The following is a 17,925-nucleotide window of genomic DNA, read 5'->3' as shown; positions in this document are numbered from 1 at the left end:
TCACACACTACTCATCAACTCGCGTTGATCAACACGAGTTGATATTAGAGATAGGTCGAACTCACGATGAATGCTCGTTTCAGGCGTGCAATGGCGCCGCTTGTCCTCATCGGCGTGCTCGCCGCCGCTGCCTGCGGCCGCGGTGGACAGGACGGGAGCGACGGCGATTTCAAGATCGCGATCGTCACCCGGAACTTCACCAATCCCTACTGGGCGGCATTGCGCGACGGCGCCCTCGCGGAGGGGCAGAAGCTCGGGGTCAAGGTTACGGTGCAGGCCGGGCAGTCCGAGACGGACGCCGACGGCGAGAACGCCCAGATCTCCACCCTGGCCGCGCAGGGCTACGACTGCTTCGGCGTGGTGCCGGTCAATGCCACGAATGTGATCACTCCGCTGACGCCGGTGGCGCGCAAGAACATTCCGATCCTCAACCTCGACACCCAGATCGATGCAAAGGCCTCCGCGCAGGCCGGGGTGTCGTATGCGAGCTTCATCGGTTCGGACAATCTCGATGCGGGCCGGATCGCCGGGCAGAAGATGCTCGAGGCATTGGGCGGCACCGGCAAGGTGGCCATCCTGCAGGGCATCGCTGGCGAGCAGAACGGCATCAACCGCGACCAAGGCTTCACCGATGCCATCGCGGGCAAACTGGAAATCGTCCAGAAGGCGCCCGCCGACTACGAGCAGGACAAGGGCCTACAGGTCACCGAGGCGATCCTGAAGGCGCATCCGGATATCACCGGCATCTTCGCCGCCAATGACACCATGGGCCTCGGCGCCGCACAGGCCATCAAGAACGCCGGCCGGACCGGCCAGATCAAGGTGATCTCCGTCGACGGCATCCAGGCCGCCCTCGACGCCGTCAAGGCGGGCACCCTGACCGGCACGGTGACCCAATACCCGTATGCCGAAGGACAACTCGCGGTGCAGAGCTGCCTGGCCCGCCACCAGGACAAGAAGCTGCCCGAGCGCGTGGTCTCCCCCATTGCCTTTATCGGCAAAGACAATGTCGACCAGCAGATCGCGGCGTTCCCGCGTCCGATCGTCGCCTTCGACAACCCGGTGGAAGGGCTGTTGAACAAGTGACCGAAGTGGCAACCGAGGAACTCCGTGCGCGTGAGGGGCGCACGGAGATCCTCGCCAAGGTCGCCGAATTCGCGGCACCGCTCGCGCTGGTCGTTTTGTGGGTGGCGTTCTTCATCGCTACCCCGAACTTCCTCACGGCCGACAATATCGGCGATCTACTGGTCGCCTCCACGATCCTCACCGTGCTCGCCCTCGGCCAGCAGTTCGCGATCACCGTCGGCGGTATCGATTTGTCGGTCGGTGCCAACTTGCCTTGGGCGGCAGCCGTTCTCGGCTATCTGGCCAGCCACGGCTACCCGATGGCGGTTGCCATCGGGGCGGCGATCCTGAGCGGGCTGGCGGTCGGCGTCGTCAACGGTGTGCTGGTCGGCCGGCTGCATATGACCGATTTCGTTGTCACGCTCGGCATGCTGAGCGTACTCAACGGCATCACACTGCTGCTGACACACGGCAATACCCAGGCGGTGAGTTCCCGCTTCCTGCAACAGCTCGCACTCGACGGCATCGGACCGGTGCGCTGGTTCTGGCTGCTGGCATTGGTGGCGGCGCTGGTGGCGGCGGGCATCATCTTCCGCACCCGGATCGGCACCCATCTGCTCGCCACCGGCGGCCGACTGGAGGCCGCCCGCGACACCGGTATCTCGGTGAACCGGATCCGGCTGTTCGCCTACGCCATGTCCGGATTGCTGTGCGGCATAGCCGGTGTCATGCTGGTCGCCCGTAATGGCGGCGCGGATCCGTCGTTGCAGACCACCTACCTGCTGAGCTCGATCGCCGCGGTGGTGCTCGGCGGTTCGTCGCTGTCCGGCGGCAAGGCGTCGGTGCTCGGCACCGTCTGTGGTGCGGTGCTGTTCACCTCGCTGATCAACGGGTTCACCATTCTCGGCATCTCGCAGTACTACCAGCCGGTCGCCGTCGGCGCGGTGCTGCTGCTGGCCGCCGGCATCGCCCGCTTCCGAAAGTAGGCCGAGGATATGACGATTCCATTGCTGGAGGCGCGCGAGCTCACCAAGTCGTTCGACTCGGTGCGCGCGCTGGCTCGGATCTCGCTGACGATTCCCGAGGGTGAGGTCACCGCGCTGGTCGGCGACAACGGTGCGGGCAAGTCGACATTGGTGCGCTGTCTCACCGGCGTGCAGACACCGGATACCGGGCAGATCCTGTTCAAGGGCGAACCGGTGCGCCTGCGTTCGCCGGAGGACGCCCGCAAATTGGGCATCGAGACCGTATATCAGGATCTGGCCCTCATCGACGATCTGGCCGTGTGGCAGAACCTGTTTCTCAATCGCGAGTTGGTATATCCGCTCGGCATCGTCAACCGCAGGGCGATGATCGCCCGTAGCGGTGAGATCCTGCGCGATCTGGATGTCGATGTGCCCTCGGTGCGCACCACCGTGCGCAGGATGAGCGGCGGTCAACGCCAGAGCATCGCCATCGCCCGCGCGGTGGCCTGGGGCAAATCCATGGTGATCATGGACGAGCCCACCGCCGCGCTGGGTGTGCGGGAGACCGCCGCGGTCGAGAAGTTGGTCCGCGGCCTGCGCGAGCGCGGGATCACCGTCTTGATCATCAGCCACGATCTGGCACAGGTCATGCGGGTCTGTGACAATGTGGTGGTGTTGCGGCGCGGCAGATCCGTTGCGGCACATCGGATCGACGAGGTAAACGGCGACCGGCTGGTCGCACTCATCACCGGTGCGGCACCTGGCAATCTGGAGGTCGGCGCGACCGGAGCCGACGTAAGCGGGCGAACCATCGACGCAGCACCTCCGGTCACGACGGAGCCGAACGCCAGCGGGGTGCAGTCGTGACTGTTGTCGTCCTCGGCTCGGTCAACCAGGACATCGTCTGTGAAGTGGAACAGCTGCCGCGGCCCGGCGAAACGGTGCTGGCACTGCGCTCGCGAACCAATCTGGGCGGCAAGGGTTCCAATCAAGCCGTCGCGGCGGCACGGGCTGGCAGCCGGGTCGAATTCATCGGCAGAATCGGCCGGGACGCCGATCCCGGACTGCGGAAATCGTTGCGCGAGTATGGCGTCGAGCTCACCGCGCTGCGCGAGGTGCCGGACGCCCGGACCGGCACGGCCTACATCACCGTCGCCGACGGTGAGAACCAGATCGTGGTCGATCCCGGCGCCAACTTCCGCTGGGAGCCCGAACCCGAACTCGACACCATGACCGAGGCCGGCTTGCTGCGCTCGGCGGAAGTCGTTGTCGCACAGTTGGAAGTACCGCCGAACGTGGTCGAATGGGCCGCACGGCGGGCGCGCCGGTTCGTCCTCAATGCGGCTCCGGCGACGGCGCTGCCGGATGAGCTGCTGCGCCGCTGCCACCCACTGATCGTCAACGAATCCGAGCTGTCGGCATTGACCGGAACCACCGCGCGGACACCCGAGCAGGCATTCCACCTGGCCCGTTCGCTGTGCCTGCGGGGGGTGGAATCCGTCGTGGCCACCTTGGGCGCCGCCGGGTCGGTCTGGGCGCACCGCTGCGATGTGCCAGCGCCCGTTTCCGGTGGGTATCAGGCTGCGCCACAAGTGAATTCGGTCGATTCCACCGGCGCGGGCGACGCTTTCGTCGGTGCGCTGGCCGCCGCACTCGCCGACGGTATGCCACTCGGCGGCGCCGTGGCCTACGCCACCGCGGCCGGTGCGCTCGCCGTCCAGACACCGGGAACCCACGCCTCCTACCCCACCGGGGACCAGATCGTCTCCGCGCTCGCGGCCATCCCCGCCGCCCGGCCACTCGTCTGACCCCGCTTCGAGAAGGAATCACACTGTGCGCACCAGCGGACTCATTCACGCCGAATTACTCGCGGCGCTCACGGCGCTGCGCCATACCGACCTCTTCGCCGTCAGCGACTCCGGTCTGCCGACACCCGTCGGCGTGCCGGTCATCGACCTGGGCATCAGCTACGGATTCCCCCGGTTCGAGCCGATCCTCGACCTGATCCTCGACGAGGTCACCGTCGAAGCGGCCTGGGGCAGCCGCGCCGTCGCGGAGCATAATCCGGAGGCCGCGGCCCTGCTCAGCCGCCGCCTGCACGCGGAGTTGATCGACCACGACGACTTCAAACAGCGCATCGGGGCCTGCCGGTTCGTGGTGCGCACCGGCGAAGCCCGGCCGTATGCCAATGTGTTGCTGCGGGCCGGGGTGCCTTGGCTGTAGCGTCGGAAATATCGTTACCTGCGATAGTGAACCCAGCGCACGCGCGGCCCGTATCGTTTGCGGAACGGTCAGTTGACTAACCACTGTCCTGGTGCTCGGATAATGACTGATTCCACAGGTCACGCCAGCTCGGCGACTGCTCGCAGCTCGCGCGAACAACACGGCAGGTGGGTCGGGAGGAGCGGTAGAGATGGATCTTCGCGAGGTCGTATCCGCGGGTGTGTGGGAGCAGCGGCAGCTGCTGGACCAAGGGGTGCTGACGGCCCGTGAACTGATCGAGGCCACGCTCGACGGGATCGAACAGGCCGGCGAGCTGAATGCCTTCACACGCGTACTGCACGACCAAGCCATCGCCGAAGCCATCGAACGGGATCGGCAGGACGTCGCGGAGCGCGGACCGCTGCACGGCGTCCCGATCGCGGTGAAGGACGAGATCGACGTGGCGGGCGTCCCGACCACCTTCGGCACCCGCGCCAACCTCACCCCGGCGATCGCCGATGCCGAGGTGGTGCGGCGGCTGCGGGCGGCGGGTGCGGTCATCGTCGGCAAGACCACGATGCCGGAGTTCGGGCAGTGGCCCTACACCGAATCCACAACCTACGGACTGACCCGCAATCCGTGGGATCCGACCCGCTCGACCGGCGGCTCCAGCGGTGGTTCCGCCGCAGCGGTCGCGGCGGGGCTGGTGCCCGCCGCGCTCGGCGGTGACGGCGGCGGCTCGATCCGGATTCCCTCCGCCTGCTGTGGACTCTTCGGCTTGAAGACCCAGCGCGGGCGGGTGCCGAACGCACCCAACGCACACCTGTGGTGGTCGTTGGGCGTCATCGGCCCGCTCACCCGAAGCGTGCTGGATTCGGCGATCGTGTACGACGCCATCCGCGGCGCCACCCCGATCGACCGCTTCCATGCCCCCGATCCGGTGCAGTCGTTCGAGGAGGCCGCGCGGCGCGCGCCGACCGGCCTGCGCATCGGCTACAGCACGAAATCACAGACGATGCTCGCGAGAGCGGTGCCCGAACATGTGCGCGCGGTGCACGACACCGCCGAACTCCTTGCCCAACTGGGCCATACGGTCTTCGAGGTCGATCCACACTATCCCGATTTCACGTTCGCCTTCTATCCGCAGTACTACGGCGGTGTGCGGGCGGAGATCCCGTCCATCGACCATCCGGAACGGCTCGAACGCCGTACTCGCCAAACCCTCATGCTCGGTTCCTGGGCACGTCGGTCGGTCGTCGAATGGGCCATGCGTCGCGGTGCGGCGGTGGCGCGCAAGGCCGAACGCATCTTCGACAACTGCGATCTGCTGCTGACCCCCACCATCGCGCACCGCCCGCCGCAGGTCGGCGTCCTCGACAATGCGAATACCATCCGCGCACAAATCGCCTCGATCCCCATGATCGCCTTTACCCTGTTCTGGAATGTGACCGGACACCCCGCCGCCTCGCTCCCCGCGGGCATGGCCGCCGACGGGCTCCCGCTAGCGGTCCAACTGATCGCACCGACGAATGGCGAGACCACCATCCTGTCCGTCGCCGCCCAACTCGAACAGATCCGCCCGCACCCTCGCCCCGCATAGCCGGAAAGCCCCTGCCTCCTGCGCCATTGTCGATAAAATCAGCCCGGAGGTGATGTGCCGTGACAAGCGTATTGCTGATCACCGGAGACGCGGCCGAAGATCTGGAGGTCATGTACCCGTACCAGCGGCTGCTCGAGGAGGGGTACGAGGTCCAGGTGGCCGCCCCGACCGCCAAAAAGCTGCAGTTCGTCGTGCACGACTTCGTCGACGGTTTCGATACCTATACCGAGAAACCCGGACACACCTGGCCCGCCGATATCGCGCTGGCCGATGTCGACCCGAGTCGGTACGCGGCGTTGGTCCTGCCCGGCGGACGGGCCCCGGAGTATCTGCGCGGCGATGCGCAGTGCCGCAGGGTCGTCAAACATTTCGTCGACGAGGACAAACCGATCGCGGCGCTGTGCCACGGTCCGTTGATTCTCCTTGCCGTCGGCGCGCTGAACGGTCGGTCGTCGAGCGCCTATCCGGCGTTGGCGCCGGACCTGAATGCCGTAGGCGCACAGTGGGAAGACAGTCCGGCATATGTCGACGGCAATATCGTGACAGGTCGCGCCTGGCCGGACCATCCGCAGTGGATGCGGGCCTTCCTGGAGGTATTGCGCGCCAAAGCGCCCGCGCCTACTCGGTAAGCCCTGGCGTCCCATCTCCCGGCTACGACGCACCGCACGAATTCAGCTACCTCGTCGAGCGCAACGTTCCGGCACGCACCACGAGGGCGGCCGACTGATCTTCATCGAGGTCGACGACGGCACGCGGGTCACCTGAACCACCGCAGCCGAAGCGCGCCTGCCCTTCGCCGCCGACCGGTTCACCCGCGTGCTCGCCGAACCGCAATCCTGCACTCCTTCGGCAAGGTGCTCGACGCCGCCGAATTCGCACCGACCCAAGGGGATCGGTAGCCGACGGCGTCGCACACCCAGCGGTCAGCGGTCGCGCGGGCCGAGCGTCAGGAAGGCAAGACCTAGGGCAAGGACGGCCAACCCACACCACGATACGAACGGCAACCGCTCACCGACCACGACCACACCGAGCACCGCGGCCACGGCGGGTTCGGCGAGTGTCAATGTCGTCGCCACCTGCGCAGTCGTATGCCGCAGACCGTAACCGAACAGGCGGTAGGCGACGAAGGTGGTGAACACCGCCAAGTGCAGCGCCACCGCGATGCCACGACCGGTGTGCAGCCAGGATGTGTTGGTGCACAACACAACCGGCAGCACGAGCAGTCCGGCAATGCCGAACATCGTGCCCATCACCGCATTCGACGAACGGCCGTACGCGATGAGCCGGCCGCCGATCAGCGAGTAGACGGCGTAGGTGAGCCCACCGAATGCGGCGAGCACGATGCCGATCAGGTCGACCGGCGCCGTCCCGCCCGTCACCTCCGGCCCGAGGACGAGCACCGCACAGCCGAGTACGGCCGCCGCGGTGGCGCCGACCCACCGCCGGGTCGGCTTACCCTGCCCGGCGACCCAGGCCAATAGCCCCGCGAAAACCGGCGCACTGCCGAGCGCGATCACCGTGGCAACGGCCACCCCCGTCCGCGCCACGGCCGGATAGAAGGTGACCGGATATCCCGCCACCGCCAATGCCCCGACAACAACCAACCCCCACTCACCGGGCGTGCACCGCAACCGCTTACCGGTGGACAAGAACAACAACAGCCCACCGAGCACCAACCCGGCGGATCCGATCGCCGCGGCGGGCGCACCCGCGGGAGCCAAAGAACTGGTGGTTCCGGTGGTCCCCCACAGCACCGCCGCGGTCAGGATGGGAACCGAACCGCTGAACCACTGAACACCCGAATGTTCAACCGCAACAACAGATTTGATCTCAGACAAGGCCATGCACTTCCGTCATCGAATTCAACAGGGATTCGAAACGGGCGCACGACATCACCCCAAGACTGCCTGCAAGAACAGCCCGGACCGCGAATCAGAAATTCAGCAGGTGCGCCCGATCAGGCGCACGGCGGCGGCGTGACAGCATGCCAATAGATATCCACGCGACGATCCTAGCGCAATGACCGGACCTGGATCGAATGAGCTTCGATAGAGTTGAGCCGGTGAGGAAGATTGATTCACCGATCGGACCGGCGGTCGGTGCCGCGCGGACGCCCCCGCGTCCGGCGGTGCAACTGGACGATATCGACCGGATACTGCTCGATCAGCTCGCACGGGACGGGCGCATGACCAATAGCGCGCTCGCCGATGTCGCAGGTATCGCGCCTTCGACCTGTCTGGGGCGGGTGCGGTCGCTGGTGGAGCGCGGTGTGATTCGTGGATTCCATGCCGATATCGATCCGGCGGCCCTCGGCCGGAATCTACAGGCCATGATCGCGGTTCGGGTGCATGCCAACGCACGTCCGCACCTCGCCGAGTTCGGGGAGCAATTGGCCGAACTCGATGAGGTGCTGAATGTGTATTTCATCGCTGGCGCCGATGACTATCTGATCCACGTTGCCACGGCAGACACCGAGGAACTTCGGGTCTTCGTACTGCAACATCTGAGCGCGCACCGGGCGGTCGCCTCCACCGAGACGATCCTCATCTTCGAGCACGTACGCCCCAGAACCAGCCCGATGGCTTAGCTCACCCACCCCGCCGGCGGCCGTCCCGTTAGGCCGCCAGCGTCTCGGCGGCGTAATTGTGTGCGGCCGCAACGGATTCGGACAGCAGATGGCCACGGTGCGTGCTCAGACCGGCGGCCAGGCCCTGGTCCGCGGCGACCGCGTCGCGCCAGCCGCGCTCGGCGAGCGAAATCGCGTACGGCAGTGTGGCATTGGTGAGTGCCACGGTCGAGGTGTACGGTACCGCGCCGGGCATATTGGCGACGCAGTAGAAGACGGAATTGTGTACCCGATAGATCGGCTCGGCGTGGGTGGTCGGCCGCGAATCCGCGAAGCAACCGCCCTGATCGATGGCGATATCGACCAGCACCGAACCCGGCTTCATCTGTGCGACAAGCTCATTGGACACCAGCGTCGGCGCCTTCGCGCCGGGGACCAGCACCGCGCCGATCACCAGATCCGCCTCCCGGACCAGACTCTCCACCTCGAAGCTGTTGGAGATGATGGTCCGTACCTGACCGCGGCACTGTTCGTCCAGCGCGCGCAGGCGCGCGATATTCAGATCCAATACCGTCACGTCGGCGTGCATGCCGACCGCGACGGCGATCGCGTTGCTCCCCGAAACACCGCCGCCCAATACGACCACCTTGGCCGGACGCGTACCCGGCACACCGCCCATCAGCACGCCGCGGCCGCCGCCGCTGCGCATCAGGTGATAAGCACCGGCCTGTGACGCAAGCCGCCCCGCAACCTCGCTCATCGGCGCCAGCAGCGGCAGCGATCCGTCCTTCCCAGTGACGGTCTCGTAGGCGATCGAGGTGATCCCGGAGTTCAGCAGTGCGTCGGTGCACTCCTTGGATGCCGCCAGATGCAGGTAGGTGAACAGCAGTTGCCCGGCCCGCATGCGCGAATACTCCTCGGCCACCGGCTCTTTCACCTTGAGCACCATTTCCGCCGTGCCCCAGACCTCGTCCGCGGTATCCAGCACCCGCGCCCCTACGGCCGCGTACGCCATATCCTCGAACGCCGAGCCCTGACCGGCACCGGCCTCGATATACACCTCGTGTCCGCGCGAAACCAACTCGTGCGCACCCGCGGGGGTACACGCGACCCGGTACTCATGGTTCTTGACCTCGCGGGGAATTCCGATCTTCATCAACACTCCTGTACGTCGATCCGGCGGGATCAGCGACATGCGATCGTTCGATCGCCTTGGTGTTATTATGAAGATAATTCAAGATCAGCTCCAATCAGTGAAGATAATTCTCCAGATTACCGATTGAGCATGTCGAAATTCATATTCGAGCATCTGCTGGACTGCCGATCCGAAACATATTCGACGCCAGTACTAATGCTTCGGGATCTGACCGACGGCCCACTCGGCCCACTCCTGATTCATCGCATAGAAGCGCTTACCCCACTCCATCGCGATGCGGCCGTAGACAGAGAGGTCGTCATCGCCCCAATCGATCGACGCCTCGAGTGTGGCCAGTTCGGCCGCAGCCTTCGCGGACCCGGTTTCGATATCGGACAGGTAGTCACGGGCATACGCGCGAGAAACCGCGCCGAGGAAGAATACGCGCAACAGCATTTCGTTGCGCGCCACGCGTTTCGGCTTGGTCGTGGTGAGCCACTCCCGCAGATCCGCCAGGCCGGCGTCGGTGATCGTGTATTCCTTGCGCCCGCGGGGCCCCTCATCCGATACCGCGATCGAGCCCGCGTCGGCGAGTTTGGTGAGTTCGGTATAGATCTGACTCTGGGTCGCGGGCCAGACATTGGCCAGCGACACCTTGAATCGTTGCAGCAGGTCATAGCCGCTGGCGGGACGATCGGCCAGCAGTCCGAGCAGGGCATACCGCAGACTCATGCCACCACCTTACCTTCCGCTATTGACATGTCGAAAGAGGAGCCTCTAACTTAGACATGTCACAAATGGAATATCGAGGAGTTCTCGGACATGTCGTATCTGCGCACTTTCGCCCCATGGATCGTCTTCGCGGTGATCCCGTCGCAGTACTGGCAATGGGCCGCGCTCGTCGCCTTCGGCGTCTCGGTTCTCGGCATCGCCCAGCAGGTCCGGGCCGGTCGGCGCATGGCGGCGATGGCCATCGATATCGGCTCGGTCGTCTTCTTCGCGGCACTGACCGTGCTCGCCTTCGCCGATCCGAACAGCGCCCTGCACCCCTACGTCCCTGCGCTGTCCTCCGGCGTGCTCGCGGTGGTCGCGGGCATCTCGCTGGCCGTGCGCACGCCGTTCACCTTGCCGATCGCCAAACAGACCACGCCGCAGGAGCTTTGGGATCACCCGGTCTTCATTCGCACGGCATATGTCATCACCTCGGTGTGGACCGCGAGTTTCGTCATCGGCTGCGTCGCGCTGGCCGCGCTCGCACACTCGGTATCGGGTGTGCGCACCATCGTGCAGATGCTCGCCTTCGTCCTTCCGGTGCTCTTCACGATCCGCTACGTCGCCTACATCCAGGCGAAGGCGAACACACTCGACCCGTCCGCATCCTGAACAGATCGGTTCTCATCATGACCACCTCCGTACCGCACCTCACCGGCAACTACGCGCCGGTCACCGAAGAACTCACCGCCTACGAATTGCCGGTCACCGGAGCGATTCCGGCCGAATTGACCGGCTGGTATCTGCGCAACGGCCCGAATCCGCACGCCGCGGCCTCTGCGCACTGGTTCCTCGGCGACGGCATGGTGCACGGCGTCCGGCTGGAACAGGGTCGCGCGGTCTCGTACCGCAACCGGTGGATCCGCACGTCCACCTTCACCGATGGTGCTCAGCTCCGCGATGCCGACGGCAACGTCGATCTCACCGCCGGACTCGCCAATACCCACGTGATCCGGCACGCCGGACGCACCCTGGCACTCGTCGAATCGTCGTATCCGTACGAATTGACCTGCGAGCTGGATACCGTCGGCCCCTACGACTTCGACGGCAAGCTGCGCACCGCCATGACCGCGCACCCCAAGACCTGCCCGACCACCGGCGAACTGCACTTCTTCGGCTACGCCTACACCGCGCCCTATCTGACCTACCATCGCGCGGACGCCGCGGGCAATCTGCTGGTCAGCCGCCCGATCGAGGTACCGGCCGCGACCATGCACCACGACTTCAACCTCACCGCCGCGCATGTCGTATTCATGGATCTGCCCGTGGTTTTCGATCTCGAAACCGCGAAATCCGGTGGCGGCATGCCATTCCGGTGGCGCGACGACTACGCGGCCCGGCTCGGAGTGCTGCGTCGCGACGACCCGCACGGCGCGATCCGATGGTTCTCGATCGATCCATGCTACGTCTTCCACACGCTCAACGCCCACGACGAGCCCGGCCGGATCGTGCTGCACGTAATCCGCTATCCCAGTCTGTGGCGGCAGGATTCGGATATTCCCGAACATGCCGCGCTCTGGCGCTGGACCATCGATCTGGTCACCGGCGTCGTCACCGAGGAACAGCTCGACGATCGCGACGCCGAATTCCCGCGCATCGACGATCGACTCGCTGGTCTGGATTCCCACTTCGGCCATGCCACCGTCACCGGGGACAGCGGCGCATTGCTGCGCTATGACCTGCACACCGGCACCAGCACGGCACACGAATTCGGTCCGGGCCGCATTCCGGCCGAGGCCGCCTTCGCACCCGCGGACGACAGCCCGGGCGGCGACGGTTATCTCATGACCTACGTCTACAACGCCGACAGCGACCGCAGCGATCTCGTCATCGTCGACGCGTCCGAGCTGGCGGCGCCACCACTGGCGACCGTTCACCTACCCGCTCGGGTGCCCTACGGATTCCACGGAAACTGGCTCGCCGACAAATGATTTCAGCCGTTGACGGCGAGCACCGGTTTGCCGGTCGAGGCGCGACCGCCCATCAACCGGTGCGCCTCGGCGGCGACCTCGGACAGTGGGAACTCCGCGGTGATCGCTGAGGCTACCGGCAGTCCACGACGAGTGCCGTCGCATTATCGGTGCTACCCGCCTGTAATGCGTTGTCCACCAAGGTTTCCGCAGTATTGGCGGCGGTTCGGCCAGCGACCAGTATCGACTTGATCGCGACCATATCGAGCCGCTTGTGCACGCCATCGGTGCTCAACAGCAGTCGGCCCCGGCTCGATCCGGTGGCGGCGCGACCGATGACCTCCGGACTGGCGGTGCGGGCGGAGGTGGTGACGAGGTGGTCCATGCGGTGCGCCGGGCGAACCCCTTTGGCGCGCATGTACTCCGCGACGGTGTGGTCGGTGGTGATCTGATGCAGCACCCGGCCATTCCAGCGGTAGGCACGACAGTCACCGACCCAGGCGATATCGCACGGCCCATCGGGCTGATCGGCGGCGGGCAGCACCGCGATCACGAGCACGCTATCGGCCTGCTGCTCCGGGAACTGCCGCAGCAACTCCTGTTGGGCCGCAACCACACCGGCCAATGCGCCGTAGCCCGCCCCGATCCGCGCCGCGGTCGAAGCCACAGTCCGCGCCGCCCTGGCCGCGGCCAGGTTGTCGCCGACCCCGTCGGCGACAACAAACGCGGTACGCCCGACGGTGGGGTCGGTGTAGGTGGCGAAGGCGTCGGCATTGAGCGAGCGCCGACCACGGGTGCTCACCACACCGGGTGTTATGCCGCCGAGCCGTACCTGCTCGGGGCGGACGACGGCGATCGAAGCGGTTGTCTGCAAGGTCTGACCTCCTTGGGCTGGACCTGCGCCAACGCTGCCGATCCGCACAACTCTGCAACTCCAGTGAACCTTGATTTTCCGTGTACCGTGCCAAAATTACCCAAGGAAACTCTGTGAATCCTCGGCGCCTCCGCCGTAGGGGCCCGGTTCCCGAAATACGATGGCTCGGCGCGGTGATCAATGCCCTGATCGGCGCCAGGCTGCAGGTACGGATCGGCGGCCACCAAAACGACCTGGCCGCGCCGCATCGGCAACTTTGCTACCCGGTAGCCATCACACCCTTTACACTGCGACGATCCACATCGAGGGAGCGTCGAGTGTCCACTACCGTTCGGGTCTTGTTCGTTGTCGTCGCCGTGCTCGTCGGGATCATCGTCGCGGTGATTTCCGGAATCCTCTCCAAGGTCAGCGGCTCTCCCGCGGGCATCGTGATCCGCGATAGCGGCGTCGCCTTCGCGGGTACCACCGGTCTGACCCTGCTACTACTCAAGGCCATCGCGGTGCTGTGAGCCTCCGGGGCCGAATGCCACCTCACGCACTCGGCGAGCGTCGATCGAAGAGCCGATCGCGCGCCACCCCGAGCGCACGCGATACCGCACCGCTGAGCACGCCGTCATCGCCGAGCGTGCTGGCGACAATCCGCGGACGCAGCGGCCCGAGTTCGGCCATGCGCCGGGCAATGGAGTCGCCGAGCAGGTCGACATTGTGGCCGATACCGCCGCCGAGAACCACGAGTTCCGGATCCAGAATGGCCGCCACCGCGGTGATGAGGGCGCCGATGCGACGGCCCTCGGCCTCGACTACCGAACGCGCCCGCGCATCACCGGCCGCGGCCGCGGCGAAGATCTCCTTCGCCGAGGCCGGGCTCATCCCGGCCCGCCGCGCACTGCGGGTGACTCCGCCCGCCGCGGCAACGGTTTCGGTCATACCGCGCTGGCGCGCGTCATCGGGCGGCGCGTCGACCTCGGTGGCGGGTAGGAAGGAAACCTCACCCGCGGCACCGGTACTGCCGACGTAGAGTTCACCGTTGATCACGATGCCCATGCCGACGCCGGTGCCGATCGAGACCAATACGAAGTTGCGCACACCAACGCCCGCACCGAAGGTGAGTTCCCCAACGGCGGCGAGATTGATGTCGTTCTCGATCGCCGACTCGACTTCCAGCGCGTCACGCAACTGTCCGACCAGTCCCGCCCGGCCCCAACCGGGCAGATTCGGGGCGTAATCGAGCCGACCGGTGGCCGAATTGAGGACACCGGGGCTGCCGATTACCGCGTAATGCACCGCCGTCCAATCCATTTCGGCATCGGCCGCGACCTGGTGCGCCAGTGTGCGGACCCGGCGCACCAGGTCGACGGCCGAGCGGGCCGAATTGCGGATATCGCCACGGGCGATGAATTCACCGCGCAGATCCGCTATGGCGAGCCGGACCCAGTGCCTGCCGATATCGACTCCCGCCACCACACCGGCGCGCACATTGACGTCATAGATCGCCGTTGTCGGTCCCGGCCGCCCGCTCAGCGAACCGACCAGCCGCACCAAGCCGGCTTCCTCCAGGCCCGAAAGCGCCGCCGAGACGGTCGGTTTGGACAGGCCGCTGGCCTTGGCCAGCTCTCCGCGCGAGGACGGCCCGTGCACCCGGAGCCGATCGAGCAGCAGTCGCTCGTTCATCGTCCGCAGCAGTTGGGGATTGCCGATCCTACTCACCGATCCTCCTCCGCGTAACCACTGGACACCCCGCTGTTAGTAAACTACCTTTCTTATCAACGCTCAACCGGGCGCACCTTCTGATCCCTCTCGGCACGGTGATTCTCATGCGTCGAATTCTGCTCATCACGGCGGCGGCAGCCGCATTCGTCCTGGCGGCGGGCTGTAGCTCGGGCTCCAGCGATTCCACATCGGGCGGTGACAACCCAACCATCGCGCTGCTGCTCCCGGAGTCCAAGACCACCCGCTACGAGGCATTCGACCGACCGCTGTTCGAAGCGAAGACCAAGCAGCTGTGCGCCGATTGCCGGGTGCTCTACTTCAATGCCGATCAGGATGCGGCCAAACAGCAGAGTCAGTTCGAATCCGCGCTCACCCAGGGCGCCGATGTCATCGTGCTCGACGCGGTCAATGCCGATGCCGTTGCGCCGCAGGTCAATCAGGCCAAGCAGAAGAAGATCCCGGTAATCGCCTATGACCGGCTGATCTCCGGTATCGGCTACGAGTACTACGTCTCGTTCGACAATGTGAAGGTCGGCAGGGTGCAGGGCGAGGCGCTGCTGGCCGAGCTGAACAAGCGCGGCACCGTCGATAAGGGCCAGGTGGTGATGATCAACGGTGCGCCCACCGATCCGAGTGCCGGCGATTACAAGACCGGCGCGCACCAGGCACTCGACGGAAAGGTCAAGGTCGCCAGGGAATTCGACACTCCCGACTGGTCACCGGATAAGGCACAGCAGGAGATGGAGCAGGCGATCACCGCACTCGGCAAGGATTCGATCGTCGGCGTCTACTCGGCCAACGACGGTATGGCCAGCGGAATCATCGCGGCGCTGAAGCGGGCCGGCTATGCGAACCTGCCGCCGCTGACCGGCCAGGACGGTGAACTCACTGCCGTACAACGGATTCTGACCGGCGAGCAGACCATGACCATCTACCTGAACTATCGGGCGCAGGCCGAACAGGCAGCCGAACTCGCTGTCGCCGTCGGCAAGGGCCAAAAGCCCACTGCCCCTGCGACAACCGATAACGGCTCGGCGAAAATTCCGTCGTTCCTGCTCGATGCGATCCCGGTGCACAAGGACAACCTGAAGGACACGATCGTCAAAGACGGCCTCTACACCGTCACCGAAATCTGCACGCCGGATGTCGTGGCGGCATGTCGGGCCGCGGGACTCGAATGATGACGGCGACAACCGTTCTCGCCGCCCGCGGCATCACCAAGCGTTATGGTGCAGTACAGGCACTTGCCGGTGCCGATCTCGAGGTGCGGGCCGGTGAGGTGGTCGCGCTCGTCGGTGACAACGGCGCGGGCAAATCGACGCTGGTGAAGGTGATCTCCGGGGCGATCGTCGCCGATGAGGGGGAGATCACCTTCGCCGGGGCGCCGGTGCGGATCGGCCGTCCGCAGGATGCGCAAGCACTCGGGATCACCACGGTATTCCAGGATCTCGCACTGTGCGACAACCTCGATGTCGTCGCCAATCTCCATCTCGGCACGGAGACAAGGAAATTGAGCGTGCTCTCCGAGATCGCGATGGAGCGCAGCGCACGGGACCTACTGCGGTCGCTGGATGTGAAGATCAAGGATGTGCGGGCACCGGTGTCCGCGCTGTCAGGCGGACAGCGGCAGTCCGTCGCGATCGCCAGGGCGCTGCTCGGGCAGCCCAAGATGGTGATCCTCGACGAACCGACCGCCGCACTCGGCGTCGAGCAGACCGCCCAGGTGCTCGCGCTGATCGGTCGCCTGCGCGAGCACGGCCTCGCGGTGCTGTTGATTTCGCACAATCTGGTCGATGTCCGGACAGTCAGCGATCGCATCGTGGTCCTACGCCTCGGCCGCAATGCCGGCGAATTCGAGACGGCGCAGGCCAGTCAGGAGGCGATTGTCGCCGCGATCACGGGAGCCGTGTGATGAGTGAGCTCGCCATGAAACAACCCACACTGCAAGGAAATCCGCCGCGCGGGCTGACCGATGCGCTCGCGGATCGACTGCGTCGCGGCGACGTCGGCGCCATGCCGGTGGCGGTCGGGCTGGTCATCATCGCGGTGGTCTTCGATCGACTCAACGCGCATTTCCTGTCCGCGGAGAATCTCACCAATCTGGCCTTGCAGATGGCCGCGACCGGGACCATCGCGCTCGGCATCGTGCTGGTGCTGCTGCTCGGTGAGATCGACCTGTCGGCCGGATCGGTGAGCGGGCTGACGGCCGTGGTGATGACACAACTGTATGTGCACCACGGCTGGAATCCGGTCTTCGCGATATTCGCCGCGCTCGCCGTCGGCGCGACCATCGGGCTGCTGCACGGGGTGATGCGAACGAAGCTGAACATGCCGTCGTTCGTGGTGACGCTGGCCGGGTTGATCGGCTGGCAGGGCTTGATGCTGTATCTGCTCGGCAAGGAAGGCACGGTCAATCTGCCGTTCGATCGCGGGATCGCGAAGATCAGCGATACCTGGTTGCTGCCGTGGCTGGCCTGGCTACTGGTGGCGGTGCTGGCGGGTGGGCATCTGATCGCGAGTCTGCTGACCCGGCGGCAGCGAGTTCGCGCCGAACTGACGGTTTCGGCTCCGGCGTGGATCGCGGTGCGCTCCGGCGGGCTGGCACTGCTGCTGGCCGCCACGGTGCTGGTACTGAACTCCGATCGCGGGGTTCCGCTGACCCTGGTGATCTTCGGTGGGCTCATCCTCGCCGTCGATCTGGTGTTGCGGCGCACCGTCTTCGGTCGGCGCATCTATGCCGTTGGCGGCAATGCCGAGGCCGCGCGGCGGGCCGGGATCAATGTCACGTGGGTGCGCATCGCCGCGTTCATCGGATGTTCCGCGCTCGCAACGGTCGGCGGGATACTCGCGGCATCTCGACTGGTCGCGGTGAACCAGAGTTCCGGCGGCAGCGATATTCTGCTCAATGCCATCGCGGCGGCGGTCATCGGCGGCACCAGTCTCTTCGGCGGACGTGGACGCGCCTATGCGGCGCTGCTGGGAATCCTTGTCATCCAATCGATTACGAATGGCATGCTGCTGTTGAATGTCGATTCGTCGGTACGGTTCATGGTCACCGGCACGGTGCTCGCCGTTGCGGTTGCCATCGATTCGGTGGCCCGGCGCGGAGTCGAAGCGGCCCGCTGAG

The 17,925-nt window shown here is 65.7% G+C and carries 20 protein-coding genes; 14 read left to right on the top strand and 6 right to left on the bottom strand.

Annotated features, from left to right (window positions below; translation table 11 throughout):
* The first annotated feature begins 90 nt into the window (after positions 1-90).
* The 7 genes from AB0J29_RS00880 (at position 91) to AB0J29_RS00850 (ending at position 6,461) form a co-directional block, all read left to right on the top strand.
* Positions 91-1,086 (top strand): substrate-binding domain-containing protein, encoded by a 996-nt coding sequence (locus tag AB0J29_RS00880; RefSeq protein ID WP_364777128.1) that lies wholly within the window; start codon positions 91-93, stop codon positions 1,084-1,086.
* Positions 1,083-2,051 carry an ABC transporter permease gene (locus AB0J29_RS00875; protein WP_364777126.1) on the top strand — a complete coding sequence of 323 codons (969 nt, stop codon included), beginning with the start codon at positions 1,083-1,085 and terminating at the stop codon, positions 2,049-2,051. The genes AB0J29_RS00880 and AB0J29_RS00875 overlap by 4 nt, the downstream gene beginning before the upstream one ends.
* A 9-nt stretch (positions 2,052-2,060) precedes the next feature.
* Positions 2,061-2,897 (top strand): ATP-binding cassette domain-containing protein, encoded by an 837-nt coding sequence (locus AB0J29_RS00870; protein WP_364777124.1) that lies wholly within the window; start codon positions 2,061-2,063, stop codon positions 2,895-2,897.
* On the top strand, positions 2,894-3,838 hold the full coding sequence (locus tag AB0J29_RS00865) for a ribokinase (RefSeq protein WP_364777122.1): 945 nt from the start codon (positions 2,894-2,896) through the stop codon (positions 3,836-3,838). Before AB0J29_RS00870 ends, AB0J29_RS00865 begins: the two co-directional genes overlap by 4 nt.
* Before the next feature lie 25 nt (positions 3,839-3,863).
* The gene (gene rbsD / locus AB0J29_RS00860) at positions 3,864-4,253 is read left to right on the top strand and encodes a D-ribose pyranase (RefSeq protein ID WP_364777120.1); all 390 of its coding nucleotides are present in this window, start codon (positions 3,864-3,866) and stop codon (positions 4,251-4,253) included.
* A 190-nt stretch (positions 4,254-4,443) separates the two neighbouring features.
* Positions 4,444-5,832 carry an amidase gene (locus tag AB0J29_RS00855; RefSeq protein WP_364777118.1) on the top strand — a complete coding sequence of 463 codons (1,389 nt, stop codon included), beginning with the start codon at positions 4,444-4,446 and terminating at the stop codon, positions 5,830-5,832.
* 59 nt (positions 5,833-5,891) lie between these two features.
* Complete coding sequence (locus tag AB0J29_RS00850; RefSeq protein ID WP_364777116.1) at positions 5,892-6,461, top strand: DJ-1/PfpI family protein; 570 nt, start codon at positions 5,892-5,894, stop codon at positions 6,459-6,461.
* A gap of 46 nt (positions 6,462-6,507) precedes the next feature.
* Here the strand turns inward: AB0J29_RS00850 and AB0J29_RS00845 are convergent, their stop codons facing one another.
* On the bottom strand, positions 6,508-6,666 hold the full coding sequence (locus AB0J29_RS00845) for a hypothetical protein (protein WP_364777114.1): 159 nt from the start codon (positions 6,664-6,666) through the stop codon (positions 6,508-6,510).
* A gap of 89 nt (positions 6,667-6,755) precedes the next feature.
* Complete coding sequence (locus AB0J29_RS00840) at positions 6,756-7,676, bottom strand: EamA family transporter (RefSeq protein WP_364777112.1); 921 nt, start codon at positions 7,674-7,676, stop codon at positions 6,756-6,758.
* 239 nt (positions 7,677-7,915) lie between these two features.
* Here AB0J29_RS00840 and AB0J29_RS00835 point away from each other — a divergent pair, with 239 nt between their 5' ends.
* Positions 7,916-8,419 (top strand): Lrp/AsnC family transcriptional regulator, encoded by a 504-nt coding sequence (locus tag AB0J29_RS00835; RefSeq protein WP_364777865.1) that lies wholly within the window; start codon positions 7,916-7,918, stop codon positions 8,417-8,419.
* Positions 8,420-8,447: 28 nt separating this feature from the next.
* Here the strand turns inward: AB0J29_RS00835 and ald are convergent, their stop codons facing one another.
* Together ald and AB0J29_RS00825 are read right to left on the bottom strand one after the other, a co-directional pair.
* On the bottom strand, positions 8,448-9,554 hold the full coding sequence (gene ald / locus AB0J29_RS00830) for an alanine dehydrogenase (RefSeq protein ID WP_364777110.1): 1,107 nt from the start codon (positions 9,552-9,554) through the stop codon (positions 8,448-8,450).
* Positions 9,555-9,746: 192 nt separating this feature from the next.
* Positions 9,747-10,265, bottom strand: a complete 519-nt coding sequence (locus AB0J29_RS00825; RefSeq protein WP_364777108.1) for a PadR family transcriptional regulator — start codon at positions 10,263-10,265, stop codon at positions 9,747-9,749.
* Between the two features lie 90 nt (positions 10,266-10,355).
* On the opposite strand from AB0J29_RS00825, the gene AB0J29_RS00820 reads away from it, so the two are divergent.
* Entirely contained in the window at positions 10,356-10,916 is a 561-nt protein-coding gene (locus AB0J29_RS00820) for a hypothetical protein (RefSeq protein ID WP_364777106.1), read from the top strand.
* Between the two features lie 17 nt (positions 10,917-10,933).
* Positions 10,934-12,235: a carotenoid oxygenase family protein gene (locus AB0J29_RS00815; protein ID WP_364777104.1), complete on the top strand. Its 1,302-nt coding sequence runs from the start codon at positions 10,934-10,936 to the stop codon at positions 12,233-12,235.
* A gap of 112 nt (positions 12,236-12,347) precedes the next feature.
* On the opposite strand, the gene AB0J29_RS00810 is transcribed toward AB0J29_RS00815, so the two are convergent.
* Entirely contained in the window at positions 12,348-13,088 is a 741-nt protein-coding gene (locus AB0J29_RS00810) for a protein phosphatase 2C domain-containing protein (RefSeq protein WP_364777102.1), read from the bottom strand.
* A 317-nt stretch (positions 13,089-13,405) separates the two neighbouring features.
* On the opposite strand from AB0J29_RS00810, the gene AB0J29_RS00805 reads away from it, so the two are divergent.
* Complete coding sequence (locus tag AB0J29_RS00805; RefSeq protein ID WP_364501969.1) at positions 13,406-13,597, top strand: hypothetical protein; 192 nt, start codon at positions 13,406-13,408, stop codon at positions 13,595-13,597.
* Between the two features lie 22 nt (positions 13,598-13,619).
* Here the strand turns inward: AB0J29_RS00805 and AB0J29_RS00800 are convergent, their stop codons facing one another.
* On the bottom strand, positions 13,620-14,795 hold the full coding sequence (locus AB0J29_RS00800; protein ID WP_364777100.1) for an ROK family transcriptional regulator: 1,176 nt from the start codon (positions 14,793-14,795) through the stop codon (positions 13,620-13,622).
* A 107-nt stretch (positions 14,796-14,902) separates the two neighbouring features.
* Between AB0J29_RS00800 and AB0J29_RS00795 the strand changes: the two genes are divergently transcribed.
* From AB0J29_RS00795 to AB0J29_RS00785, 3 genes are read left to right on the top strand one after another with little or no spacing between them, the layout of a single operon-like run.
* A complete protein-coding gene (locus AB0J29_RS00795; RefSeq protein ID WP_364777098.1) occupies positions 14,903-15,979 on the top strand; it encodes a sugar ABC transporter substrate-binding protein in 1,077 nt (358 codons plus the stop codon).
* Positions 15,976-16,710 (top strand): ATP-binding cassette domain-containing protein, encoded by a 735-nt coding sequence (locus AB0J29_RS00790; RefSeq protein WP_364777096.1) that lies wholly within the window; start codon positions 15,976-15,978, stop codon positions 16,708-16,710. The genes AB0J29_RS00795 and AB0J29_RS00790 overlap by 4 nt, the downstream gene beginning before the upstream one ends.
* Positions 16,710-17,924, top strand: coding sequence for a sugar ABC transporter permease (locus AB0J29_RS00785; protein WP_364777094.1), 1,215 nt, complete (start codon positions 16,710-16,712; stop codon positions 17,922-17,924). Before AB0J29_RS00790 ends, AB0J29_RS00785 begins: the two co-directional genes overlap by 1 nt.
* Position 17,925: the final 1 nt, after the last annotated feature.

The sequence above is a fragment of the Nocardia sp. NPDC049707 genome (genome assembly GCF_040674855.1).
Classification (GTDB): domain Bacteria; phylum Actinomycetota; class Actinomycetes; order Mycobacteriales; family Mycobacteriaceae; genus Nocardia.
The sequence above is the reverse complement of the archived record's forward strand: the minus strand, read 5'-3'. Positions and strand labels throughout refer to the sequence as shown.

Coding starts and splice junctions, on each gene's coding strand:
- AB0J29_RS00795 (WP_364777098.1), top strand. CDS start 14,903: ATGCGTCGAATTCTGCTCATCACGGCGGCGGCAGCCGCATTCGTCCTG.
- AB0J29_RS00880 (WP_364777128.1), top strand. CDS start 91: ATGGCGCCGCTTGTCCTCATCGGCGTGCTCGCCGCCGCTGCCTGCGGC.
- AB0J29_RS00870 (WP_364777124.1), top strand. CDS start 2,061: ATGACGATTCCATTGCTGGAGGCGCGCGAGCTCACCAAGTCGTTCGAC.
- AB0J29_RS00815 (WP_364777104.1), top strand. CDS start 10,934: ATGACCACCTCCGTACCGCACCTCACCGGCAACTACGCGCCGGTCACC.
- AB0J29_RS00825 (WP_364777108.1), bottom strand. CDS start 10,265: ATGAGTCTGCGGTATGCCCTGCTCGGACTGCTGGCCGATCGTCCCGCC.
- ald (WP_364777110.1), bottom strand. CDS start 9,554: ATGAAGATCGGAATTCCCCGCGAGGTCAAGAACCATGAGTACCGGGTC.
- AB0J29_RS00840 (WP_364777112.1), bottom strand. CDS start 7,676: ATGGCCTTGTCTGAGATCAAATCTGTTGTTGCGGTTGAACATTCGGGT.
- AB0J29_RS00790 (WP_364777096.1), top strand. CDS start 15,976: ATGATGACGGCGACAACCGTTCTCGCCGCCCGCGGCATCACCAAGCGT.
- AB0J29_RS00820 (WP_364777106.1), top strand. CDS start 10,356: ATGTCGTATCTGCGCACTTTCGCCCCATGGATCGTCTTCGCGGTGATC.
- AB0J29_RS00785 (WP_364777094.1), top strand. CDS start 16,710: ATGAGTGAGCTCGCCATGAAACAACCCACACTGCAAGGAAATCCGCCG.
- AB0J29_RS00855 (WP_364777118.1), top strand. CDS start 4,444: ATGGATCTTCGCGAGGTCGTATCCGCGGGTGTGTGGGAGCAGCGGCAG.